This window comes from Bradyrhizobium sp. Mp19 (assembly GCF_029952935.1).
GTDB lineage: Bacteria > Pseudomonadota > Alphaproteobacteria > Rhizobiales > Xanthobacteraceae > Bradyrhizobium > Bradyrhizobium elkanii.
On record NZ_JASAUT010000003.1, the window covers coordinates 23,457 to 47,857 of the forward strand.

At 66.0% G+C, this 24,401-nt stretch carries 22 protein-coding genes; 10 read left to right on the forward strand and 12 right to left on the reverse strand.

The features are described 5' to 3' along the window. Window positions 1–23 precede the first annotated feature (23 nt). The 5 genes from QJT82_RS05130 to QJT82_RS05150 are packed head-to-tail and all read right to left on the reverse strand — an operon-like array spanning window position 24 to window position 3,607. Window positions 24–788 carry a TSUP family transporter gene (locus tag QJT82_RS05130; protein ID WP_028338633.1) on the reverse strand — a complete coding sequence of 255 codons (765 nt, stop codon included), beginning with the start codon at window positions 786–788 and terminating at the stop codon, window positions 24–26. Continuing rightward, the gene (locus QJT82_RS05135; protein WP_028338632.1) at window positions 785–2,041 is read right to left on the reverse strand and encodes a CCA tRNA nucleotidyltransferase; all 1,257 of its coding nucleotides are present in this window, start codon (window positions 2,039–2,041) and stop codon (window positions 785–787) included. Before QJT82_RS05135 ends, QJT82_RS05130 begins: the two co-directional genes overlap by 4 nt. Continuing rightward, window positions 2,038–2,301 (reverse strand): DUF6111 family protein, encoded by a 264-nt coding sequence (locus tag QJT82_RS05140; protein WP_028338631.1) that lies wholly within the window; start codon window positions 2,299–2,301, stop codon window positions 2,038–2,040. Before QJT82_RS05140 ends, QJT82_RS05135 begins: the two co-directional genes overlap by 4 nt. Further along, window positions 2,298–2,969, reverse strand: a complete 672-nt coding sequence (locus QJT82_RS05145) for a CoA pyrophosphatase (RefSeq protein WP_028333190.1) — start codon at window positions 2,967–2,969, stop codon at window positions 2,298–2,300. Before QJT82_RS05145 ends, QJT82_RS05140 begins: the two co-directional genes overlap by 4 nt. Next, window positions 2,966–3,607: a DUF1285 domain-containing protein gene (locus QJT82_RS05150; RefSeq protein ID WP_016839726.1), complete on the reverse strand. Its 642-nt coding sequence runs from the start codon at window positions 3,605–3,607 to the stop codon at window positions 2,966–2,968. The genes QJT82_RS05145 and QJT82_RS05150 overlap by 4 nt, the downstream gene beginning before the upstream one ends. Window positions 3,608–3,858: 251 nt before the next feature. On the opposite strand from QJT82_RS05150, the gene QJT82_RS05155 reads away from it, so the two are divergent. The 6 genes from QJT82_RS05155 (at window position 3,859) to QJT82_RS05180 (ending at window position 13,861) form a co-directional block, all read left to right on the forward strand. Further along, window positions 3,859–4,863, forward strand: coding sequence for a MoxR family ATPase (locus QJT82_RS05155; protein ID WP_028338630.1), 1,005 nt, complete (start codon window positions 3,859–3,861; stop codon window positions 4,861–4,863). Next, window positions 4,863–5,804: a DUF58 domain-containing protein gene (locus QJT82_RS05160; protein ID WP_028338629.1), complete on the forward strand. Its 942-nt coding sequence runs from the start codon at window positions 4,863–4,865 to the stop codon at window positions 5,802–5,804. The genes QJT82_RS05155 and QJT82_RS05160 overlap by 1 nt, the downstream gene beginning before the upstream one ends. After that, on the forward strand, window positions 5,804–8,614 hold the full coding sequence (locus QJT82_RS05165) for a DUF4159 domain-containing protein (RefSeq protein ID WP_028338628.1): 2,811 nt from the start codon (window positions 5,804–5,806) through the stop codon (window positions 8,612–8,614). Before QJT82_RS05160 ends, QJT82_RS05165 begins: the two co-directional genes overlap by 1 nt. A 120-nt stretch (window positions 8,615–8,734) precedes the next feature. Further along, a complete protein-coding gene (locus QJT82_RS05170) occupies window positions 8,735–10,798 on the forward strand; it encodes a membrane protein (RefSeq protein WP_028338627.1) in 2,064 nt (687 codons plus the stop codon). Between the two features lie 162 nt (window positions 10,799–10,960). Continuing rightward, entirely contained in the window at window positions 10,961–11,383 is a 423-nt protein-coding gene (locus tag QJT82_RS05175; protein ID WP_028338626.1) for a DUF2946 family protein, read from the forward strand. A 111-nt stretch (window positions 11,384–11,494) separates the two neighbouring features. Beyond that, complete coding sequence (locus QJT82_RS05180) at window positions 11,495–13,861, forward strand: TonB-dependent receptor (protein WP_028338625.1); 2,367 nt, start codon at window positions 11,495–11,497, stop codon at window positions 13,859–13,861. A gap of 195 nt (window positions 13,862–14,056) precedes the next feature. On the opposite strand, the gene QJT82_RS05185 is transcribed toward QJT82_RS05180, so the two are convergent. The 3 genes from QJT82_RS05185 to QJT82_RS05195 all read right to left on the reverse strand — a co-directional run bounded on the left by QJT82_RS05185 (window position 14,057) and on the right by QJT82_RS05195 (window position 15,528). Further along, on the reverse strand, window positions 14,057–14,374 hold the full coding sequence (locus QJT82_RS05185; protein ID WP_028338624.1) for an EthD family reductase: 318 nt from the start codon (window positions 14,372–14,374) through the stop codon (window positions 14,057–14,059). 113 nt (window positions 14,375–14,487) lie between these two features. Next, on the reverse strand, window positions 14,488–15,000 hold the full coding sequence (locus QJT82_RS05190) for an N-acetyltransferase (RefSeq protein ID WP_028338623.1): 513 nt from the start codon (window positions 14,998–15,000) through the stop codon (window positions 14,488–14,490). Window positions 15,001–15,039: 39 nt separating this feature from the next. Continuing rightward, window positions 15,040–15,528, reverse strand: coding sequence for an NUDIX domain-containing protein (locus QJT82_RS05195; protein WP_016839736.1), 489 nt, complete (start codon window positions 15,526–15,528; stop codon window positions 15,040–15,042). A gap of 147 nt (window positions 15,529–15,675) precedes the next feature. On the opposite strand from QJT82_RS05195, the gene QJT82_RS05200 reads away from it, so the two are divergent. Beyond that, window positions 15,676–16,563: a metallophosphoesterase gene (locus QJT82_RS05200; protein WP_028338622.1), complete on the forward strand. Its 888-nt coding sequence runs from the start codon at window positions 15,676–15,678 to the stop codon at window positions 16,561–16,563. On the opposite strand, the gene QJT82_RS05205 is transcribed toward QJT82_RS05200, so the two are convergent. From QJT82_RS05205 to QJT82_RS05215, 3 genes are all read right to left on the reverse strand, one after another. Next, window positions 16,560–17,303, reverse strand: a complete 744-nt coding sequence (locus QJT82_RS05205) for a hypothetical protein (RefSeq protein ID WP_028338621.1) — start codon at window positions 17,301–17,303, stop codon at window positions 16,560–16,562. The genes QJT82_RS05200 and QJT82_RS05205 overlap by 4 nt on opposite strands. Before the next feature lie 22 nt (window positions 17,304–17,325). Then, a complete protein-coding gene (locus QJT82_RS05210; RefSeq protein WP_028338620.1) occupies window positions 17,326–17,901 on the reverse strand; it encodes a hypothetical protein in 576 nt (191 codons plus the stop codon). A 312-nt stretch (window positions 17,902–18,213) separates the two neighbouring features. Beyond that, window positions 18,214–18,423 carry a hypothetical protein gene (locus tag QJT82_RS05215; RefSeq protein WP_016839740.1) on the reverse strand — a complete coding sequence of 70 codons (210 nt, stop codon included), beginning with the start codon at window positions 18,421–18,423 and terminating at the stop codon, window positions 18,214–18,216. A 426-nt stretch (window positions 18,424–18,849) separates the two neighbouring features. Between QJT82_RS05215 and QJT82_RS05220 the strand changes: the two genes are divergently transcribed. Both QJT82_RS05220 and QJT82_RS05225 read left to right on the forward strand, forming a co-directional pair. Then, window positions 18,850–20,292 (forward strand): XRE family transcriptional regulator, encoded by a 1,443-nt coding sequence (locus QJT82_RS05220; RefSeq protein WP_028338619.1) that lies wholly within the window; start codon window positions 18,850–18,852, stop codon window positions 20,290–20,292. 455 nt (window positions 20,293–20,747) lie between these two features. After that, window positions 20,748–22,001: a Spy/CpxP family protein refolding chaperone gene (locus QJT82_RS05225; protein WP_035630852.1), complete on the forward strand. Its 1,254-nt coding sequence runs from the start codon at window positions 20,748–20,750 to the stop codon at window positions 21,999–22,001. A gap of 569 nt (window positions 22,002–22,570) precedes the next feature. Here the strand turns inward: QJT82_RS05225 and QJT82_RS05230 are convergent. Further along, window positions 22,571–23,029 carry a GYD domain-containing protein gene (locus tag QJT82_RS05230; RefSeq protein ID WP_229193141.1) on the reverse strand — a complete coding sequence of 153 codons (459 nt, stop codon included), beginning with the start codon at window positions 23,027–23,029 and terminating at the stop codon, window positions 22,571–22,573. Between the two features lie 260 nt (window positions 23,030–23,289). On the opposite strand from QJT82_RS05230, the gene QJT82_RS05235 reads away from it, so the two are divergent. Next, a complete protein-coding gene (locus QJT82_RS05235) occupies window positions 23,290–24,240 on the forward strand; it encodes an aldo/keto reductase (protein ID WP_028338616.1) in 951 nt (316 codons plus the stop codon). The last annotated feature ends 161 nt before the right edge of the window (window positions 24,241–24,401 follow it).

Genomic DNA, 24,401 nt, shown 5'->3' on the forward strand with positions numbered 1-24,401 from the left:
GGCAGCATCGCCTCCGCCTCCCGTCAGAGCGCGCGCAGCGCGCTTGCAATCATCACCACGCCGCCGGTGACCACGGCGGCATCGAGGATCGCGGTGTGGATATGCACCGGCATCCGCTCGACAAAGGCCTTGGCCAGGAACGCGCCGGGTATGGCGACCAGGCCGATCAGCAGCGCAAGCGCCAGCACCTGCGCGGTGATGACGCCGGTCAAGCCGAACACCGAAATCTTGACCGCGGCACTTGTCAGCGAAATCACCGCATCGGTCGCGACCACGGCGGCGCCTTCGAGCCCGGCCGCCATCAGCAGCGACAGCAGGATGACGCCCGAGCCCGCGGTGCCGCCGACCACGACGCCATAACCGACGGCACCGGCCGCAAGGCCCCGCTCACCGATCCTGACGCTGTGCTTGCGCAACAGCCGCCTGAGCGGCACGCTCAGGATCAGCATGCTCCCGATCACGAGCGAGGCGCCGGCACTGGTCAGCCTTGTATAGCCGTAGGCGCCGAGCGCCGTGGAGCATAGCGCCGCCGCGATCACGATGATTGCCTTGCGGCGGTCGGCAAACCTGACAAAGGCGACGAAGCGGCTCGAATTGGTGAAGATCGACGAGATCGCGATGATCGGCACGACCGGCTCGGCACCGACCATCGGCACCAGCACCAGCGGCATCAGGGCGCCGGTGCCATAGCCGGCAAGACCACCGATCACGGAAGCAAACAGCGCAACGGCTGCGACAAGCAGAATTTGAAGGAGCGAGATATCTGCGAAGCCGGAGAGGAAATTCAAAGCCGATGATCGCGGGTGAAACGGGAAACGGTCTGGTCGGCGATGCCAGACAACACCTGCGGATCCAGCGGGAAATCCGCGGCTAGCCAAGCATCCTCGGCCAAGGTCAGTACATGCCCCAGTGCCGGTCCCTCGGCAATGCCGCGCGCGACGAAATCCGACGCCCTCAAGGGAAAGTGAGGCGCGCGCCAGCGCTCTGGCAGCGTGGCGAGCGCGCGCCATTGATCGACATCCTGGCCCGCGCCGGTGCGCGCCCAAGCGAGCAGCAACCGGTCGCGATACGGCCCCTCGTCGAGCCGGTAGAGCCTGCGCTTGGCGTGCGCCTCGTCCATGCCGGGCAGGCGCCACCAGCGATGCCCCATCGAATCGAGCGCCTTGGCCTCGGCGTTGGAGAGCCGCAGCCGGCTGGCGATGCGCCGCGCGTCCTCGGTCACGGCGACCGTCAGCGCGGCCAGCCTTCGCATCGCGCTCGGCGCGAGCTTCATCAGTTGCTCGATCTCGATCATCGCCGCGAACGGGCCGGTATAGGCGACGCCGCCGAACAGCGGCTGCAGCAAGCCGCCGTCACTCATCGCGACCACTGCACTCGCGGCGCCGTTCGCGACCACGAGCTTGAGCATCTCCATGCGAATCCGCTCGGCCGAGAGGCCGGCCAATCCGGCGCGCCCGCTGACGCAGGCGAGATAACCGGCGCGATCGACCTCGCCCGCGCCATAGGCGGCATGGAAACGGAAGAAGCGCAGGATGCGCAGATAGTCCTCGGCAATCCGCTGCGCGGGATCGCCGATGAAGCGCACGCGCCTCGCTTCGATGTCGGCGAGGCCGCCGACGTGATCGTGCACGACGCCCGAGGCGTCGACCGACAGGCCGTTGATGGTGAAGTCGCGCCGCTCGGCGTCGCGCACCCAGTCGCGCCCGAACGCCACCCTGGCCTTGCGGCCATAGGTCTCGGTATCCTCGCGCAGCGTCGTCACCTCGAAGGGCTGGCTGTCGACGACCAGGGTCACCGTGCCGTGCTCGATGCCGGTCGGCACGCTCTTGATGCCCGCCCGCTTGGCGCGGCGGATCACCTCCTCCGGCAGCGCCGTGGTGGCGATGTCGATATCGGCGAGCGGAATCTGCATCAAGGCGTTGCGCACGGCCCCGCCGATCACCCGCGCTTCCTCGCCATCGGCATTGAGCAGGCCGAGCACGTGCGCCGCGGGCCCGGAAGCGAGCCATGGCGCGTCGGACAACAGGCGCACCTCGCTCATTTCTCAACTCCCGGCACCAGCTTGCCGTTCTCGATATGGGCGGGAACGTAGGTCGAGTTCGGCGGCGCGCCGGTCAATTCGGCCAGCAGCACGAAGCTCACGATCACCATGACCAGCGCCACCAGCGTCAGCTTCGCCAGCATGTCGAGCGGCCATGACGCCGGCAGCGTCACGCCGGACCGCGTCGCGATGAGGAAGATGGCATAGACCGCGAACGGGACCAGAAAGATTCCGATCTCGGTCAATACCGTGCGGATCATGACAGATAGATCCGCTCATACAACACCCGCAGGATGCCCGCGGTCGCGCCCCAGATGTAGCGCTCGGCGAACGGCATCGCGTAATAGGACCGGTCCATGCCGCGGAATTCCTTGGTGTGGATCTGATGATTCTCGGGATTCATCAGGAAGGCGAGCGGCACCTCGAACGCATCGACCACCTCCGCCTCGTTGATCGCAAGCGTGAATCCCGGCTTCACCTTGGCGACCGTCGGCAGGATGCGGAAGCCGAACGCGGTACCATAAAGGTCGAGATAGCCGACCGGGTCGATGAATTCCCGCTTCAGCCCGACTTCCTCGCAGGCCTCGCGCAGCGCGGCATCGAGCGGCGAGGCGTCGGTGGCGTCGATCTTGCCGCCGGGAAACGAGATCTGGCCGGCATGGCTCGACAGATTGGGCGAGCGCTGCGTCAACAGCACGGTCGGCTCGGGGTGATCGACCACCGGGATCAGCACCGCGGCCGGCCGCACCGGCTGCTCCTGCGCCACGATCTCGAGCATGCGGTCGTTGCCGGAGTCTCCGGTGCGCGGAATGATATGCGGATCGACCAGGCCCGGCGGCACATCGAAAGTGAGCCGCGTGCGGGCCCGCGCGAAGAATTCCGTCGAGCTGATCGTCGCCGGCTCCACCTTCAGCAACGGCTCGTTCAAAGTGCGTCCCTCACCTGACTGGCATCGGCCATCGCGAAGAACTCGCCGCCGGACTCGATACCGAACATCTCTTGACCATCGACCATCCGCTGCTCGCCCATGTCAACCAGATCGTAATAGAGCGCGCGGGTGACCTTGGCCCACAAATCGGCGCGGACATGCAGATAGGGCGTCAATCCGCCGTCCTCGGCCGCCTCGAATCTCAGGCCGTGGCCTTTCTCGCAATCGACCCAATCGTCGACATTGGTGCGGAACCTGAGCAGGCGGCCGCGCGCGTCTTCCCCGGTCTGCATTTCCACGGCAAGGAACGGCGCGTCGTCGACGCGGATGCCGACCTTCTCCACCGGAGTCACGAGAAAGTGCTTGCCGTCCTCGCGCTTCAGGATCGTGGAGAACAGCCGCACCAGCGCGGGGCGGCCGATCGGCGTTCCCATGTAGAACCAGGTGCCGTCAGGCGCGATTCGCATGTCGAGATCGCCGCAGAATGGCGGATTCCACAGGTGAACCGGCGGCAGGCCCTTGCGTCCGGCCGGACCGGATGTTGCAGCTTGATTGGCGGCCGTGGTGAGCCCTTCGAGACCCTTGCTCCCGAGGCCCGTAGTTTCCCTGCCGGAATCGCTCTGCCCTTGCTTCGCCATTGTTTGCCTTAAGGTTTCCTACCTTCAATCTGGCACGTTTGGTGCACATATCCTGAGATGTGGTCGGGATGTCATTCTCGCCACATCGTGATGCCGTTCATACCCTGAAACACCGATAAGGTGGGGATAGTTTAATTCAACGAATACATGGCCTTCGCTCAGGTTTAGCATGAGGGCCAAGATGACGACAGGTGATGACGACAGATGACGGCGCGCCAATGTGCGCGCATCGTCAAGAAGGAGCGGATCGAATGGCTGGTGCAGACAGCGTCGAGAAACTGGAGGATGTGATCGTCCGTTCGGCCGAGCAGGTCGCGGGGCAGATCAAGGCCGCCAAGGAAGCGGTCTCCACCGTCATCTTCGGCCAGGAGCAGGTGATCGAAAACACCCTGGTGACGATCCTGTCCGGCGGCCACGCGCTGTTGATCGGCGTGCCCGGCCTCGCCAAGACCAAGCTGGTCGAAACGCTCGGCGTCACGCTCGGCCTCGATGCCAAGCGAATTCAGTTCACGCCGGACCTGATGCCGTCGGATATTCTCGGCGCCGAAGTGCTCGACGAGAGCTCGGCCGGCAAGCGTTCGTTTCGCTTCATCGCAGGTCCGGTGTTCGCGCAGCTGCTGATGGCCGACGAGATCAACCGCGCCAGCCCGCGCACCCAGTCGGCGCTGCTGCAAGCCATGCAGGAGCAGCACATCACCATTGCCGGCGCGCGGCATGATTTGCCAAAGCCGTTCCACGTGCTCGCGACCCAAAACCCACTCGAGCAGGAAGGCACCTACCCGCTGCCCGAAGCGCAGCTCGACCGCTTCCTGATGGAAATCGACGTCGACTATCCCGATCGCGACGCCGAGCGGCGCATCCTGTTCGAAACCACCGGCGCCGAAGAAGCGCGTGCCACGCCGTCGATGGACGCCGAGACGCTGCTCACCGCGCAACGCCTGGTGCGGCGCCTGCCGGTCGGCGATTCCGTGGTCGAGGCGATCCTGACGCTGGTCCGCGCCGCGCGTCCCGGCACCGAGGGCGGCGAGGCCGGCAAGCTGATCGCATGGGGACCGGGTCCGCGCGCCAGCCAGGCCTTGATGCTCGCGGTGCGCGCCCGTGCATTGCTCGACGGGAGACTCGCGCCGTCGATCGACGATGTGCTCGATCTCGCCGAGCCCGTGCTCAAGCACCGCATGGCGCTGACCTTCTCGGCGCGCGCCGAGGGCCGCACCATTCCCGACGTGATCAAGCAACTGAAGACCCGGATCGGTTGATGGCCGCAGACAACAGGCACCAGAACGAGGAGATCCTTGCGGTTCGACGTGCCGATGGCGAAAGCCGAACGCTCGCCGCGTCGCTGCCGCGTCTGGTGCTTGAGGCCCGCCGTGTCGCCGCCAACGTCATCCATGGGCTGCACGGCCGCCGCCGCGCCGGCTCGGGCGAGAATTTCTGGCAATACCGCCGCTTCGTCTCCGGTGAGCCGTCGCAGCGCGTCGACTGGCGCCGCTCGGCACGCGACGACCATCTCTATGTCCGCGAGCAGGAGTGGGAAGCCGCGCACACGGTGTGGATCTGGCCCGACCGCTCGCCGTCGATGGCCTTTGCCTCGCGCGAGGCGCGCGACAGCAAGCTGGAGCGCGGACTGATCGTCGCCTTCGCGCTCGCCGAGTTGCTCGTTGCGGGCGGAGAACGCGTCGGCATTCCCGGCCTGATGAACCCGACCGCAAGCCTCAACGTGATCGACAAGATGGCGGAAGCGATGTTGCACGACGAGAAGACGCGCGCGAGCCTGCCGCCGTCCTTCGTGCCGTCGTCGCTGGCCGAAGTCGTCGTGTTGTCGGATTTCTGGTCGCCGATAGCAGAAATCACGGCGATGCTGGCCGGGCTTTCCTCCTCCGGCGCGCACGGCGCCATGATCCAGGTCGTCGATCCGGCCGAAGAGACCTTCCCTTATTCCGGCCGTGTCGAATTCGTCGAGCCGGAGGCCGGCAGCGTCATCACCGCGGGCCGCGCGGAAAGCTGGGCGAACGACTATGTCGCGCGCGTCGCGCTGCATCGCGACCAGATCCGCAATGAGACCAACCGGCTCGACTGGCTGTTCTCGACCCACACCACCAGCCGCTCCGCGGCCGAGCTGCTGTTGTTCCTGCATGCCGGCATGATGGTGAGCAAGGGCGGCGGTCGCTCAACAGTCAAGGCGGGACGCAGCGCATGATCGCAGGGCTCCCCCTCTCCTTTGCCGAACCGCTGCTGCTGCTGGGGTTGGTCAGCCTGCCGGTGCTGTGGTGGCTCTTGCGCGTGATGCCGCCGCGGCCGCGCCGGATCGAATTCCCGCCGACGCGGCTATTGTTCGACATCGCGCCCAAGGAGGAGACGCCGTCGCGCACGCCATGGTGGCTGACGCTGCTGCGGCTCGCCGCCGCCGCGCTCGTCATCTTCGCCGCCGCCGGCCCGATCTGGAATCCGCAGACCGGCGTCGCCGCCGGTAAATTGCCGCTGGTGATCTTGCTCGACGACGGCTGGAGCGCGGCCTCGAGCTGGGATGCGCGGATCAGGGCCGCGGACGAACTGGTCGCCAACGCCGACAGCGACCGTCGCGGTGTCGCGCTGGTGCCGCTGTCCGAGCCCGCGCGCGACATCACGCTGATGCCGGCCGGCGCCGCGCGCGTCGCGCTGCGCCAGCTCGCGCCAAAGCCCTACTCGGTCGATCGGGTTGAAACCCTCAGTGCGCTGGAACGTTTCCTCAAATCGACCGGCGACTGCGACATCGCCTGGCTGTCCGACGGGGTCGACACCGGCCGCGGCAGCGAATTCACCGGGGGGCTCGGCAAGGTGATCGAGAGCCGCAATCTGACGATCTATGCGGGCGGAGCGCAGTCGGCGCAGGCGCTGGTCGCGGCCGAGAACGCCGCCGCCAAGATGACGGTGAAGGTGCTGCGCACCGAGAGCGGCATCGCGGCGGGAACGGTGCGCGCGGTCGACGCCAAGGGCTCGCCGATCGGCGAGGCCCGCTACACATTCGGACCGCAGGATCGCGAGACCGACGCCGCCTTCGATCTTCCGGTCGAGTTGCGCAATGACATCGCACGACTCGAAATCTCCGGCGAGCATTCGGCCGGCGCCGTGCAGCTGCTCGACCGGCGCTGGCGCCGCCGCGCCATCGGCGTGGTCTCGGGTGCGAGCAACGACACCGCGCAGCCGCTCTTGGCGTCGACCTTCTATCTCTCCCGCGCGCTGTCGCCATTCGCCGATGTCAGGCTCGGCGATCGCGGCGCGCCGCAGCAGGTGATCGGGCAATTCCTCGACCAGCGGCTGCCGATGATCGTGATGGCCGACGTCGGCACGCTATCGCCGGAGATCCGCGACCGGCTCAATGCCTGGATCGAGCAAGGCGGCGTGCTGGTGCGCTTCGCCGGTCCGCGCCTCGCCCAAGCCGATGACGACCTCGTTCCCGTCAAGCTGCGCCGCGGCGGACGCACGCTCGGCGGCAGCCTGACCTGGGAGAAGCCGCAGCACATGGCCTCGTTCGCCGCCGATGGCCCGTTCTCGGGCCTCACCGTGCCGAAGGACATCACCGTCAACCGCCAGGTGCTGGCCGAGCCCGACGCCGTGCTCGCGACCAAGAGCTGGGCCTCGCTGGAGGACGGCACGCCGCTCGTCACCGGCGAGCGTCGCGGCAAGGGCGTGGTCAGCCTGTTCCATGTCGGCGCCGACATGCGTTGGTCGGATCTGCCGATGTCCGGCACCTTCGTCGAGATGCTGCGCCGGCTGATCGACATGTCCGGCTATACCTCGAAGCCCGGCCCCGGCGTCGCCAGCGATCCCAACGCCGAGACGGTGGCGCCGCTGCGCACGCTCGACGGCTTCGGCGTCTTCGGGCCGCCGCCATCGAGCGCCAAGCCGATGTCGGCAGACTATCGCGATCGCGGCACCGCCGACCATCCGCCCGGCTTCTACGGCACGGTCGAGAGCCCGATCGCGGTCAACACGCTCGCCTCCGCCGATCGGATCGCGCCGCTCGACACCTCGGCCCTGCGCGCGACGCGTGCGAGCTACACCAACGCCGAGCCGCGCGACCTGCGCGGCATCATGCTGTCGACGGCGCTGGCGCTGTTCCTGCTCGATGCGATCGTGGTGGCCATGCTCGGCGGCGGCCTCGCCGCGCTGATCCGGCGGCGCGCGGCACCGGCCGTGCTCGCGCTGGCCTTCATCCTTGTGACCACGATGGTGCCCTCGCCGAGCCGCGCGCAGAACGCCAGCAGCGACGACTTCGCCATCAAGGCGGTGTCGCAGACGCGGCTGGCCTATGTCGTCACCGGCAATGCCGACGTCGATTCCATCGTCAAGGCGGGGATGTCCGGACTGACGCTGTTCCTCGGGCAGCGCACCGCGCTGGAAGCCGGCGATCCCGTCGGCATCGATCCCGCGCGCGACGAGCTGGCGTTCTTCCCCTTGATCTACTGGCCGATCGTGCCGGGCGCGCCGAAGCCGCCGCAGGACGCCATCAACAAGATCGACGCCTACATGAAGCAGGGCGGCACCGTCATCTTCGATACCCGCGACGCCGTCGAAGCGCCGCCGGGTGACAACGGCTCATCGCAAACGCCCGGCATGCAGACGCTGCGCGAATTGCTGTCGACCCTCGACGTGCCCGAGCTCGAGCCGGTGCCGCGCGAGCACGTGTTGACCAAGACGTTCTATCTGCTGCGCGACTTCCCCGGCCGCTTCAACTCCGGCCAGACCTGGGTCGAGGCGCTGCCGCGCGAGGACGACGACGAGGCTGCACAGCGCCCGGCGCGCGGCGGCGACGGCGTCTCGCCGATCATCATCACGTCGAACGACCTCGCCGGTGCCTGGGCGATCCGCCCCGACGGTCAGCCGATGCTGCCGCTGACGCCGGGCGAGCCGCGCCAGCGCGAATTCGCCTTCCGCGCCGGCGTCAACATCGTGATGTACACGCTGACCGGCAACTACAAGGCCGACCAGGTGCACGCGCCTGCTTTGATCGAGCGGCTGGGACAGTAGAGATGCGAGTGATTCAGCTGCCAACACCGTCATTCCGGGATGGTCCGAAGGACCAGACCCGGAATCTCGAGATTCCGGGTTCGATGCTTTCGCATCGCCCCGGAATGACGGAGTGACGTCATGAACTACGGCATCGCGTTCACACCGCTGGTTCCTTCGCTCGTGCTGTGGCTCGCGCTCGGCGCGATCGTCGTCATCGCCGTGCTGCTCCTGGTGTCGCGCGCACGGGGCGCCGCGGTGCGGGTCGCGGCGCTGGCGCTGATCCTGCTGGCACTGGCCAATCCCTCCTTCACCCGCGAGGACCGCGAGCCGCTGTCCTCGGTCGCGGCCGTCGTGGTCGACAAGAGCCCGAGCCAGAATTTCGGCACGCGCAACCAGGAGACCGACAAGGCGCGGCAGGCGCTGGTCGACAGCCTGAAGCAGATCAAGGGCCTCGAGGTCCGCGTCGTCGAGGCCGGTCAGGCCGATGGCGAGACCGACGGCACAAAACTGTTCGGCGCGCTGACGTCGGCGCTGTCGGACGTTCCGGTCGAGCGCGTCGCCGGCGCCTTCATGATCACCGATGGCCGCGTGCATGACATTCCCGCCAATGCCCAGGCGCTCGGCTTCCAGGCGCCGGTCCACGCGCTGATCACCGGCCGCAAGGACGAGCGCGACCGCCGCATCGCGATCACAGCCGCGCCGCGCTTCGGCATCGTCGGCCAGACCCAGACCATCACCTTCCGGCTCGACGACCAGGGCGTCACCGGCGAGCGCGCCAAGGTCACGGTCCGCCGCGACGGCGAAGTGATCAACGAGCGCACGCTGACCAGCGGCCAGACCTCGAGCGTCGACATCGACATCAAGCACGCCGGACCCAACATCGTCGAGATCGAGGCCTCGCCGCTCGAGAACGAGCTGACGCCGGTCAACAACCGCGCCGTGGTCGCGATCGACGGCGTCCGCGACAAGCTGCGCGTGCTGCTGGTTTCCGGCGAGCCGCATTCCGGCGAGCGCACCTGGCGCAACCTCTTGAAGTCCGACCCCAGCGTCGATCTCGTGCACTTCACCATTCTGCGTCCGCCGGAGAAGCAGGACGGCACGCCGATCAACGAGCTGTCGCTGATCGCATTTCCGACCCGCGAGCTGTTCCAGCAGAAGATCAACGAATTCCAGCTGATCATCTTCGACCGCTACGCCCGCCAGGGCGTGCTGCCGATCGCCTATTTCGACAACATCGCGCGCTACGTCCGCGCCGGCGGCGCGGTGCTGGTGTCCGCCGGCCCCGACTACGCCTCGACCACCAGCATCTGGCGCACGCCGCTGGACTCGGTGCTGCCGGCCGAACCGGTCGGCGTGACCGAGAAGCCGTTCTACGCGCATCTGAGCGATGCCGGTAAGCGCCATCCGGTGACGCGCGGGCTGGAAGGCTCGAATGCCGAGCCGCCGCATTGGAGCCGGTTCTTCCGCACCGTCGATACCCGCAACGCGATCAATCCGCCGGTCATGACCGGCGCCGACGGCAAGCCGCTGCTGCTGCTGTCGCGCTTCGGCGAAGGCCGCGTCGCGCTGCTGCTCTCCGACCACATCTGGCTGTGGGCGCGCGGCTACGAGGGCGGCGGCCCGCATCTCGATTTGTTGCGGCGGGTGTCGCACTGGCTGATGAAGCAGCCCGACCTCGATGAAGAGGCGCTGCGCATGCAGGTGCAGGGCAAGGATCTCATGGTGGTGCGCCAGACCATGGCCGACACCGTCTCGCCGGTCACCGTGACCTCGCCGAGCGGCACCACGCGCGAACTGACGCTCACCGCCGGCGATACCGGCGAGTGGCGCGCGACGCTGCCCGCCAACGAGCTCGGCCTGTGGCAGGCCACCGACGGCACGCTGAAGGCGCTGATCAATGTCGGCCCGACCAACCCGAAGGAATTCTCGGAGGTCACCTCGACCACCGACATGCTGAAGCCGCTGGCGCAGACCACCGGCGGCGATGCACGGCGCATCGTCGACGGTTCGAGCCTCGATATGCCGCGCGTCGTGCCGGTGCGTTCCTCCTCGATCTTCCGCGGCGACGGCTGGCTCGGCGTCAAGATGCGCGACGCCAGCGTCGTCAAGGGTGTCGGCGTGCTGCCGATGTTCGCCGGCCTGGTCGGCCTGCTGCTGTTGCTCGGTGCATTCGCGGCAACATGGCTGCGCGAGGGACGCTGAGCCCGGCCGGGCTCAGGTCTGCGTTGCATCAAGCACACACAGGCAACGCATCGACACGGTTTGTCTGAACGCTGGTTGACATCGCGCACGCCATCCGATGTTATAATGTAACATCGGGGCGCTGGGGTGTTGATGCGCTCCCGACGGGTGGGCGTTATCGGCATGCAGTGGTTCCGGCGACACATCAAGACTGGCTCGCGGCTGGCGCTGTTCGCGCTCGCCGTCCAGTTCATGCTGTCGTTCGGGCATTTCCATCCGATCGCGGCCGCGCAAGCGGCGCCCGCGGTCCAGACCGGGCTGTCGCTGGTCGATCTCGCCTATATCGGGACCTCCGCGACGCCGGACCTCGCGGTCCAGGTGACCGGGACGCCACAGCCTGCCAATCACGACAACGACCGGCATCCGGCCGACAATTGCGCGATCTGCGCCGTCATCTCGCTCGCGAGCAGCATGCTGTTCACGGCGCCGCCGGTGCTGTTGCTGCCGGAAGCCATCGAGCTTCTGTTCCGCACCACCAATGCCGAATTCGCCCATCTGAAATCGGCGCCGGCGGCCTTCCACTCCCGCGCACCTCCCCTGTCCTGACATCGACTGATTGCTGCACGCCCTGAGCGGACGGCCGCGTCACATTTGCGGCCTGCGCCAGCGGGGCAAATCGGAATCGATCCGTCATTTCGACGGGCCTGGATCGGGACAATGACACTTCAGAAGAAACGAGCACTCCACATCGGGAGCGTGAGTTGCCTATTGCTGGGCGCGATGAGCCACAATGCGCTGGCCGACGACACGCCGACGCAACTCCCTGACATCACCGTGACGGCACCGAGCCCGATCCAACGGCACCGGACCGCGCCAACGCGCACGCCGAGCCATGTTGTCCGGGCCGCGCCGAGCCGCAACCGCGAACGCGCCGCGGCCGTGCAACCGGCGCCTGCGGCACCCGCGCCGGCACCGCAGCAGGGCGTGCTGCCCGTGGTTACCAATCAGTTCGCCACCGTCACCGTGATACCCAACGAGGAACTGCGGCGCTCCGGCGCCGCCACGCTCGGCGATCTCCTGTTCTCCAAGCCCGGCATCACCGGCTCGAGCTTCGCGCCCGGCGCGTCGAGCCGGCCGATCATCCGCGGCCTCGACGTCAACCGCGTCGGCATCGTCGAAAACGGTCTCGGCGGCGGCGGCGTGTCGGATCTCGGCGAGGATCATTTCGTCCCGATCGATCCGCTCTCGACCAACCAGATCGAAGTGGTGCGCGGCCCGGCCGCGCTGCGCTACGGCTCGACCTCGATCGGCGGCGTCGTCAGCGCCACCAACAACCGGATTCCCGATGCGATGCCGACCTGCGCGGCGGCGCCGTTCCAGAGCTACGGATTGCCGGTGAAGGCTCCGCTGGCCGACGCCGGCGCGCCGGGTTGCCTCAATGTCGAGACCCGCACGTCGGTCAGCTCGGTCAATCGCGCCGTCGAGGGCGGCATGCTGCTGGACGCCGGCGGCAACAATGTCGCCGTGCATGCCGATGTCTATGGCCGCACCACCAGCGACTACAGCATCCCCAGCTATCCTTATTTATTTGTGCCCGGCCAGCCATTCAACGGCCGTCAGCCGAACTCCGCGACGCAGTCGGACGGCGCGTCGGTCGGCGCCTCCTATTTCTTCCAGGGCGGCTATGTCGGCGCGGCGATCACCCAGAACGACTCGCTCTACCATATCCCCGGCATCGACGGCGCCGATCACCAGACCCGGATCGACGCGCATCAGACCAAGATCGCGGTCAAGGGCGAGTACCGGCCCGATGCTGCTGCAATCGACGCGGTGCGGTTCTGGGTCGGCGCGACCGACTATCGACACAACGAGCTCGGCCTTGCCGATCCGACCGACCTGTTCAGCGACGGCGTGCGGCAGACCTTCACCAACAAGGAGCAGGAAGCCCGCGTCGAGGTGCAGATGATGCCGTTCAACGCGCGCTTCGCCACGGTGACGACCGCGTTCGGCGTGCAGGCCGGGCATCAGGAGCTGACCGCGCCGAGCCCGGACGATCCGACCTCGCTGTTCAACGGCCTGTGGAGTCCGAACAACAACAACCGCGTCGCGGGTTACGTGTTCAACGAGTTCAAGTTCACGGATTCGACTAAGGCGCAGATCGCCGGCCGCATCGAGCATGTCGACCTGCACGGATCGATGCCGAATTTCCCGGCGGACTATCTGCCTGACGGCGCACCGCAGAGCTCGATTGCACGCAATCCGTCCTACACGCCGGTCAGCGGCAGCATCGGGCTGCTGCAGAACCTGCCCGGCGACCTCGTCGGCAGCATCACTGCGCAATATGTCGAACGCGCGCCGAAGCCTGCGGAGCTGTTCTCGCGCGGCGCGCATGATGCGACCGCGACTTTCGACATCGGCAATCCGAACCTGACCATCGAGACCGCGAAATCGGTCGAGATCGGCCTGCGCAAGGCGACCGGACCGTTCCGCTTCGAGGCCACCGCCTACTACACCCGCTTCAGCAACTTCATCTATCGCCGCCTGACCGGGGTGATGTGCGGCGACGATTTCGACTCCTGCGGCAATGGCGATCCCAACAATGAGGCGCGGCAGGCGGTTTATTCGCAGCGTGACGCGATCTTCCGCGGCGCCGAATTCCAGAGCCAGTTCGACATCGGCCCGCTCAACGGCGGCATCTGGGGCATCGAGAACCAGTTCGACGTGGTGCGCGCGACCTTCACCGACGGCACCAACGTGCCGCGGATTCCACCGGTGCGGCTTGGCGGCGGCTTCTATTGGCGCGACAGCAACTGGCTGACCCGCATCAATCTGGTGCACGCCTTCGCGCAGAACGACATCGCCGTGATCGGCGAGACCCCGACCGCGGGCTACAATCTCCTCAACGCGGAGATCACCTACAACACCAAGCTCAACCAGTCATGGATCGGCGCGCGCGAGATGACGCTTGGCCTGGTCGGCAACAATCTGCTCAACCAGAACATCCGCAACTCGGTGTCCTACACCAAGGACGAGGTGCTGATGCCGGGCCTCGGCGTGCGGGCGTTCGCCAATCTGAAGTTCTGAGCCGAGTATGTCCCTCTGCCGTACGCGGCAGAGGGATTTTTCGCGTAGCCCGGATGGAGCGCAACGCAATCCGGGAACAGCGCAATCCGGGAACACTGTGTCCGCGGTTGCCGATCCCGGATTTCGCTTCGCTTCATCCGGGCTACGAACATGTCCGATGGACGAGCGTGTGAGCCTTGCCGCCCGCGTCGACGATCAGTGGCCGACGACGACTTCGCTGATCTGAATCACCGGCTGCTGATCGGTGTAGTTCGGGATGTCGCCCAAGATCTCCTGGGCGTGCTTGCCCATGCCGGCCGCGAAGGCCTCAACCGAGTCGCAGAAGATGTGGCACATCCCGACATAGGTTGCGGGTTGCCCCGGGGCGCCGCCGGCGAGCCCCTTGTCGACGGTGTAGTATTTGCATGCGTCGCCGAGGCGCGCCTTCACCAGCGGCATGTGCTTGTCGCGATAATAGTCGTGATCAAAGCGTGCGCCTGGATTGTTCGGATACATCACACTGACCTTGATCATGACGCGCACTCTCCCTGTTGATATGACATGCGCCGGTCTTGTCCCGGCGCTTGCCTCAACTGTGCTTCAGTTTCCGATAGCGCGCAACAGTTCCGGCGACGCTCGCGAGAACGTCAGATCGCCTTGCTCCAGTCCGGCTGGATCGGTCCGGACACGCCCTCGGCCGCGCCGTCGACCAGTTCCATGACAAGCAGGCGACTGTAATCGACCGGACCGGGCATGGTCATTTGCCCCTTCGGGACCGGCTTGAAGCCGACCCGCGCGTAGTATGGCTCGTCGCCGACCAGCACGATCAGCCGGTGGCCCTTAGCGCGGGCGTCGTTGATCGCACGCTCGAGCAGCGCACGGCCGACGCCGCGGCTGCGAAACGGCGGCTCGACCGTTAGCGGCCCAAGCATCAGCGCCGGCGTATCGCCGATCGTGATCGGCAGCTGGCGCACCGAGCCGACCAGCAGCGTGCCGATCCGCGCCGTGAAGGAGACATCGAGCAGATGATCGACATGCTCACGCAGCCGGTAGGCGCTGAGCACGAAGCGGCCGGGCCCGAAGGTGCGCTCGTGCAGGCGCTCGATCGCCTGGGCGTCTTTCGGGGTCTCGGGCAGGATGGTCAGGGACAATTCGGTCATTGTGGGGCGCGGGATAGCATCTGGCGCGGGCGCGGTCCATCACCGCCATGTCGCCGTCGGCGGCTTGCCTTCGAGTACCTCCGCGATCCGCAGCCGCGTGCCGGGGGTGGTCTCGTCAGGCAGATCAGCCGGATCGAAGAAGCCGCAGGCCACGATCTCGCGATTCGGCTCCGGCAGGCGGTCCTGCCGGTAGTTTCTGACGACGTAGACCGCGACATGATCGCGCGGCGAAACGTGGCTGTTGTGGAAGATGCCGTGCAGCACCGGCTCGCCCTTGAGCTCGATCCGCCCCTCCTCCTCCAATTCGCGCCGCAGCGACTCGATAAAACTTTCGCCGACCTCGACCCCGCCGCCAGGCAGATACCAGCCATGGACGTAGCTGTGCTTGACCAGGAACACCCTGTTGTCGGCATCGAGCACGACGGCACGGACCCCGAGCGTCATGCTGCGGACCAGCCGCCAGTAGAAATGAAACACCCATCTGATCTGCGGCTCGTAGCGCTTGCGTAAATCGAGCAGGACCGTCACTGAACCCTCGACATCATGGTGTTTGATTCGTGCTTTGATCCTTGCGCGCCTGCGCAGCTCTTGCCAATACAGGGCAGGACGTTCGGGATAGCACGACATGACCGGCTGCCGGCCACTTTTCGCGGACAATCCGAAGGGAATCGCATGATGGCGGCGTTCCGCCTCGCGCATCTGTCGGACCCGCATTTGCCGCCGCTGCCGGCGGCGCGGCTGCGCGATCTGGCCGGCAAGCGCGCCTTCGGCTACCTGAACTGGACGCGCAACCGTCACAAATATCACCGCCGCGACGTGCTCGACGCGCTGGTGTCGGACATGCAGGCGCAGCAGCCGGACCATATCGCCGTGACCGGCGACCTCGTCAATCTGGCGCTGGATGCCGAGTTCAATCCGGCCCGGCAATGGCTGGAGGGCGTGGGTTCGCCTGCCGACGTCACCGTGATCCCCGGCAACCACGACGCCTATGTGCGCGCGACCCGGCATCGCTTCGTCAGTCACTTCGGCGACTATCTGCGCGGCGACGCCGATGGCGCGGCAACGCATTTTCCGTTCGTGCGCCGTCGCGGGCCGCTGGCGCTGATCGGCGTCTCCTCGGCGGTGCCGACGCCACCGCTGATGGCGACCGGCTGGCTCGGCCATCCCCAGCTCGATGCGCTTGATGCGATCCTCGCGCAGCTGTCGCGGGAGGATGCCTTCCGCGTGCTGCTTGTGCATCACCCGCTGCACTCCGACGGCCGCGCCAAGCGCCTGACCGATTCGCATCAGCTGCTGGCGCTGCTCAGGCGCCACGGCGTCGAGCTGGTGCTGCATGGCCACGACCACATCCATTCGACGATGTGGTTCGACGGCCCGGAGCGGAAGATCCCGGCGATCGGCGTGCCGTCGGCATCGGCGCTGGCGCGCAAGCACTATCCGGCGGCGGCCTACAATTTGTTCTCGATCGAGCGTGACGGCAATGCCTGGCGCTGCGAGCAGACCGTGCGCGGCCTCGGCGATCACGACGGCATTCGCGAATTGAAGCAAGTACGACTGTCCTAATCGCCGCCCCCGCCGCCGCCACAGCCACCGCCGCAGCCGCCTCCGCTGTCGCCACCACCACTGTCGCCGCCGCCATCGCTGCCACTGCTCCCGTCGCTGCCGGCATCGCCGAAACCCGCTGACGATCCGTCGATCGACGAGTCGGAGAAATCGCCGCCGCAATAGGGACTGCTGCCGCCGATGCCGCTGCGGCGCAGCGCCTCGCAGTCGGTGTGGTAGATGAAGCCGTTCGCGATGTTCAGCTTGGCGTCGAGCGCGAACAGCAGCGGCAGCCGCGTCGGCCTGACCGGATCGATGTTCTCGTATTTGCAGCAATACCACCAGACCCGCCGCAGCCCCTCATTGCTCCTGCGCCGCTCCTTCACCAGGACGACCGCGGGGGTGTGATGCATGAAGCCGCCGAAGGCGCGGCGACAGAACGCATCATACTCGCGGGTGTAGAGAATGAATTCGTGCCAGAGGTCGTCGGCCGCTTGCGAGGGCATCGAGACGTAACGCTTGCCGCTCATCAGATAGGCGAGCAAGAACTGCCGCAGGCCGCGCGAGACCAGCGCGCTGTCCTTGCGGGTGAAGCCGGGGTGACGCTTCTCGAGCCGCGCCAACAGGCCCGCCGGCCAGTGAAAGGTGCGGATGTATTCGGCGCGCCGCAACGTCTGCCACTTGCCGAACAGCACGGCGCTGCCGACCACCGCGGCGGCCGCCAGGACGCCGAAAAATGCCGAGGCGGGTGTTATGACCACGATGCCCCCGCCCCTCGAGCGGCTAGAAGTTTTGCAAGCTCGCAAACAGCGCGAGACCGAACAGCGCGAGCGCGCCCATGACGAAGCCGAACACGAACATGCCGATCCCGCCGCGGCGCTTCGGCGCCACCACCGGGACGGGCGGCGGCGCCGTCGGCTCGGCGACCGGAAGCGGCGTTGCCACCATCGCATGCTCGCGCTCGATCAGGCGGCGCGCGACATAATCGGTGACGGCATCGACGATCGCGGCGACGTCATGCGATTCGGCGAGCACGATGCGGCCGAACCTCGTGTCCTGCACGAAGCGGTAGATCCGCTTGTCGCGCCCCATCAGCACATGCGCGACGACGTCGATCCACAGCCGCGGCGTCTCGCCCTGGCTGATGCCGCGGTCGAACAGATCGACCTTGTCCGGCACCTGCGCGAACAACGGATCGAGCGCATCGTTGAGGATCTCGAGCCGCGCCACCTCGGCGTCGCGCAACTCGACGACGACACCGGTGCGATCGGCCGCCTCGATCCGCGCCCGTCGCAGCGCCTCTCGCAGCGTCGGCCGCATCTCGCGCGCCTCGCTGCCGGTGTTCTGCGGATCGGACATGCCTTGCGGTCTCGTGGTGACGGGTTTCCTGCGCATTAACCTATCAGCAACCAAGATGTCCGCAAAGGGCGTTGGTTCCCAAGCACTTAGACCGCCACTTATCCCCAGATCAAAGACCTGACGCTGTCCCAAAAGCGGTCGACCCCACCCGGATGAAACCGGATGGGGCCGCCGTCCTTGGACGTTTTCTTAGCTGCGTTAGGATGCGATTGCGTATCGCGACGTCATCTCTTGTTTGAGCATGATCTCCGCGCAAACGCTTGCGTTAGTCGCGAGGGAAAACCGGTTCCCACTTTTCCCGATCATGCTCGTTCAGGCCGAAACCCGCGACGGCTCCTCGACGATGGAGAAGCGCACGCCGGCCTTGTGGCGGCTCTCTTCCGAAACTTCCTTCCAGCACTCTTCGGCTTCCTTGCGGGTCTTGAACGGACCGCGGACCTGGGCCGAGCCTTCGACCAGCTTGTGAAAGTTCATCGAACCGAACTCGCCGCCGATCACCCAGAAATTGCTGCCCTTGCTCATCGTCAGTCTCCTTCAAAATCGGGCTGCCTTTGCCCAGCCGCCTGCACCTGATCCCCGCAACCTGCTCGCCGGATCGACATTCTTGACAGAGCATTGCGAACTGCGTGTCAGGAGATAAACGCGAAAACGCGAAGTTCGTATAGATGCCTTGTTTTTTATTTGTGATGTCATGTAACATCTGAACTTGTAATAAATGTCGATTTGTAAATCTTGTCACAAAATAGGTCAGGAAACCTGCCATGCCCGCCGGTCTTTCTTCTCCCTCTCCCCGTTCTTACGGGGAGAGAGTTGGGGTGAGGGGCTGTCTCCGCAGCGAGACTCGCGGAGAGTCCCCCTCACCCGGATCGCATCTAGCGATGCGATCCGGCCTCTCCCCGCGCGCGGGGCGAGGCGGTCAGAATTTGCTGCGGCAATCGAGACCAACCCGTGCCCGGTGAGTCCGGAAAGAAGCTGTTCGTCGGTCCGCGCTTCCGGCGGATCCGCCAGCAATTAGGGCTGTCGCAGACCCAGATCGCCGAGGGGCTCGGCATCTCGCCCTCCTACATCAACCTGATCGAGCGCAACCAGCGCCCGGTGACGGCGCAGATCCTGCTGCGGCTGGCCGAGACCTACGACCTCGATTTGCGCGACCTCGCCACCGCTGACGAGGATCGCTTCTTCGCGGAACTCAACGAGATATTCTCCGATCCCCTGTTCCGCCAGATCGACCTGCCGAAGCAGGAGCTGCGCGACCTCGCCGAGCTCTGCCCCGGCGTGACGCATGCGCTGCAGCGGCTCTACGCCGCCTACACCGAGGCGCGCCGCGGCGAGACGCTGGTGGCGGCGCAGATGGCCGACCGCGAAGGCTCGCAATTCGACGCCAATCCGATCGAGCGGGTGCGCGACCTGATCGAGGCCAACCGCAACTATTTTCCGGAGCTCGAGACCGCCGCGGAGAGTTTGCGCGACGAGCTCAACGTGCCGACCGAAGGCCTGTTCACGGCGCTGACTACGCGCTTGCGCGAAAGACATTCGATCCTGACCCGCGTGATGCCGGTCGACGTGATGCGCGAGACGCTGCGCCGTTTCGATCGGCACCGCCGGCAGCTCTTGATCTCCGAACTCGTCGACAGCTCCGGCCGCAGCTTCCAGCTTGCGCTGCAGATCGGCTTTGTCGAGTGCGGCGCCGCGATCGACGCCATCGTCAGCCGCGCCGGTCCGCTCGACGATACCGCGCGCCGGCTCTACCGCATCACGCTCGCCAATTACTTCGCAGCCGCTGCGATGATGCCCTATCAGGCGTTTCATTCCGCAGCCGAAGCCTTGAGCTACGACGTCCATGTACTGGCGCAGCGCTTCAACGCCGGCTTCGAGCAGGTCTGCCACCGCCTCACCACGCTGCAACGGCCGAACGCGCGCGGCGTGCCGTTCTTCCTGCTCCGCGTCGACAATGCCGGCAACGTGTCGAAGCGGTTTTCCTCGGGCACCTTCCCGTTCTCCAAGTTCGGCGGCACCTGCCCGCTCTGGAACGTGCACTCGACCTTCGACATGCCGGATCGCCTGCTCAGCCAGGTGATCGAATTGCCGGACGGCACGCGCTATTTCTCGATCGCACAGATGGTGCGCCGGCCGGTGGCGCCCTACCCGCAGCCGCAGCCGCGCTTTGCGATCGGGCTCGGCTGCGAGATCCGTCATGCGGCCAAGCTCGTCTATGCCACCGGCATGGATCTGGAAAAGGTCGAGGGCACCCCGATCGGCGTCAACTGCCGGCTCTGCGAGCGCGAGAATTGCAGCCAGCGCGCCGAGCCGCCGATCACGCGCACCCTGATCCTGGACGAGACGACGCGGCGGGTGTCGTCGTTCGCGTTCTCGAATGCGCGGGAGTTGTGAGCCAAGGATCAGTCCACCGCGGCAAAGGCCTTGCACCAGCCGTCCTTGCTGATCGGGCCCTCGACCACCTTGCAGCCATCGGGTGCGACGAACAGCGTGCACATCTCCTGCACGAGGCGCTGGTCCGGCGCGGCGCCTGGCCGCCGAAAACGGAGGAGGATTCGACCGAGGACGACGTGCGCTAAAGCAGGATCCGGAAAAGTGCGAAGCGGCTTTCCCTCGCGACAACGCGTTTGCGCGAATCACACACCAAACTAAAGCGCGATGACGATTCGACCCAGCGCGTGTACTCGACGCGACTAATCCGTTGACGTCGTGACCTGACCGCAGGTTCACCCAATGAAAACGGCGGGAGGAACTTTCGGTTCCGCTGCGAGTCATGTTTGTGACGCGATGTGGCCTGGGCCGCCAAGGGAGAGACCGAGGGAGAGATCATGTCAAAGTCCCGCCTTGGAATGGCTGCGGCCGGCGTTGCAATTGGCGTTCTGGGAGCGCTGCCGAGCGCGGCCGAGGCGGGTTTCCGCCTGCGCGTTGGCGGCCCCGTGAGTGTCGCGCGCTTCGCGATGGCCGGCGTGCTGTCGGTCGCAGGTCTCCGCCACGCACGCATGGCGGCGCGCCACAGCCGCGTCCGCATGGCTGCTCTAAGACCGCAAGATCTTCGCCCCGCCGCCGAGTCGATCGGCCCGAGTGAGCGCGCGCAGCTCACTGCCGTCGCCGCGCTGGCCGGCTGGCAGGGCGGCCGAGCTGCGCAAGGCTGGTGGCAGCACTCCGACGGTTCATACGGCTGGGTCGGTCCGCTCTTCTGGCCGTTTGCCTATAGCGATCTCTATGACTACGCGCTTCTCAATGATGGCAGCGGCTTCTGGGCCTATGGCTACGGCGATCTCTACGCCGCGATCTTCTCGCCTTACGCTGCGAGCGATCTCTCAGCGTTTGCGGCCGAGCGCCCCGCCGGGAAGCGGCATCGCAAAGCGCCCTCGGTGCAGGAATTCTGTAGCGGCGACACCGCCGAGACGACCGGCCTTCCCCTCGAGCGGATCGGCCTGGCGGTCGCGGCGAACGAGGCGCAGCGCGCAGCCTTCGACGAGCTCGCGAGCGCCTGGATTTCCGCCGGCAACACCATCCGCGCTTCCTGTCCAGCACAGACCGCAACCACCGCGCTGGAGCGACTCGCGGCCATGCAGAGCCGCGTCAACGCGATGCTGAGCGCAGTTGCGACCGTTATGCCGCCATTTCAAAAATTCTACGATCTCCTAAGCGATGAACAGAAGGCCCAGCTCAACACGCCCGAACGTGACCGCCGCGCTAACGCTGCGGCCGCGAAGCTGAAGGAGATGCAGGACGCCGCCTGCCAGGCGAGCCGTGAACCGCAAGACGAGCAACAGGCCGAAAAGCAATACCGCCAGCTCGTCGCCCAGCAATGGCCCCTCGACGACATCGTCGCCAGCCTGAAACTGAACGATACGCAACGCGCCGCGCTCGAAGTGGTGCAGGATACCACGATGGGCACCATGGAAGCCTTAAACCCATGCCCGCCAAAGGACGCGCTCACCCCGCCGGCCCGCCTTAAGGCCGCAAAGGGGCGGTTGGAAGCGATGAGAGAGGCGATCATCAGCGTGAACGACGCGGTCGACGATTTCCGTTGGAACCTGAGTGACGAGCAGAAGACGCAGTTCGAGGGGCTCGGTCTGAAGAAGCGGGGGGTGTGATTTTTCCATCCCCAAGCGGCGCTGGTCGGCCAAGGCGATACTTCGCATCCCCTGTCGCATTTGCTAGTCGTCCGCTAAGAAGGGCTGTACATGCGAGCATGCGTTATAGGGGCGGGCTCTAAGTAGTTCGGTCGCGCGACCGAGACGCCGTTCAACATGAACTTTGAGGCCCGCACGTAGTCAACTGAACTTCTTTGGATGTTGCTTATTGGCCCAAGGCCGACATACGGCAATGTCGGCCTCAACGTCAGCTTCCGAGATCAAAGCGGACGCGAAGAATTCATGAGTACACGCCCTGATCTCATCGCGCCTTAGCGCGTACCGCGCTCGACTTGCCCAAGCGGAGGCCGAGCGAGGCGGCGGACGTCATGCGACGGCACAACCAGCCGGGGCTTGCGAGCCGGCATGCGCGCAGGACATCCGCCTGAGCGACTGCCCATCCGTCGACCGCGCCCCGGATCTGTGGCGCGCAACGGCCCTCGCCTTCGCGCGGCGCGCCGGAAAGCGCAGCCGCGCGAGAGAGACGACAGCGTCAGATCAATCTGCGCCGTTTTGGATCGCTCGGCCTGCTAACCGCCGGGCGGCGTGTAGGCGGCCTTGAGCTTGGTCGCGTGCTGACGCACCACCTTGATCTCGTCCTGGGTAAAGAGCCGGATCAGCCTCACATTCTGCATGGCACCGGCCGCGACGACCACGCCGCTGACCGCAGGCGCGAAGCTCGGATCCGGCACGTCGAAGATCACCATCACGCCGGGACCATCGGTCGCCGTGCTGTACATCGAAATCAGTTTCCCGCCGGCGGCCTCGATCAACTTCTTCGCGGCCTCGTATCGATTGGTCGTCGGGTTTTCCATGATGTTGTTCAGGGAACGCGGGGTGTATTCACCAGAGAAGCAGAAATGCATGGCAATCGCTCCATTTGGTTGGAATGAAAAAACATTCACCCAGGCGCGCGGCCCGGGCAGAGCATTTCGTACTGAAAAATGGGAAGAAATGGCCTGCCGATGGCCAGTCGCGCTGCCGCTCATTCTCCGGATTTCGGCGCAACCGGTGGCAGCTCACTGCGCAATCTACATCAAATAGCCGGCAAATGAAATCGCGCTCTATCGAGGTGGCACCGTAGGGCAGCCTGCCTGACACACGAGCGAGCATGGTGAGTCCACGACCAACTCGGACTTCACCCGCACCCTTTGCCTCACATCACGCGACAGGCACCAACGCCTTGCAAACAAGGGCGATCTGCCTCAGTGTCCGGCGCCCGCCACCAAGAACAAGCGAAAGAAAACTCATGAAGCATCGCGCGCTCGGCCGCTCCGGCCTCACTGTTCCTCCCCTGTGCTTCGGCTGCAATGTATTCGGCTGGACCGTGGACGAGACGTCATCGTTTCGCCTGCTCGACACCGTGCTCGATCAGGGGCTGACCTTCCTGGATACGGCGGATGTCTATTCACGCTGGGTGCCGGGCCACAGCGGCGGCGAATCCGAGACCATCATCGGCAAATGGATGAAGGCGCGCGGCAACCGCAACCGCGTCATCCTCGCCACCAAGGTCGGCATGGACATGGGAGACGGCAATGTCGGGCTGAAGCCGGACTACATCGCGCGCGCCGTCGAGGATTCGCTGCGGCGGCTGCAGACCGATTTCATCGATCTCTACCAGTCCCACAAGGACGATGAGACGACACCGCAGGAAGAGACGCTCGCGGCCTACGACAAACTGATCAAGGCCGGCAAGGTCAGGGCGATCGGCGCCTCGAACTTCTCGGCGGAGCGGCTCCAGAGTGCGCTCGACATTGCCAAGGCAAACGGGTTGCCGCGCTACGAGAGCATGCAGCCCGAATATAGCTTGGCGGAGCGCTCAAGCTACGAAGGCGCGTTGCAACGCGTCTGCGAGGCGAACGACGTCGGCGTGATCACGTTCTTTTCGCTCGCCGCAGGATTCTTGACCGGCAAATATCGCTCGGAGAGCGACTTCGCCAAGAGCCCGCGCGGTGCGCGCAGCATTCCGAAATACATGAACCCGCGCGGCATGCGCATCCTGGCCGGTCTCGACGAGGTCGCCGCGGAAACCCGCGCCGAGCCGGCCGCGGTCGCGCTCGCCTGGCTGATGGCAAAACCCTCGGTCACCGCGCCGATTGCCAGCGCCACCAGGCCCGAGCAGGTCGCAACGCTGGTCGCGGCGACCAAACTTGAGTTGAGCAAGGACCAGGTCGAACGGCTGGACGCCGCGAGCGCGTAGCGCGGCTCCACTTCACCTCGCCCCGCGTGCGGGGAGAGGTCGGAACGCATCGCTAGATGCGTTCCGGGTGAGGGTGAGCCTCCGCGAATGCAGCTATCGCCGGATCTGCGGAGACAGCCCCTCACCCCAACCCTCTCCCCGTAAGAACGAGGCGAGGGAGC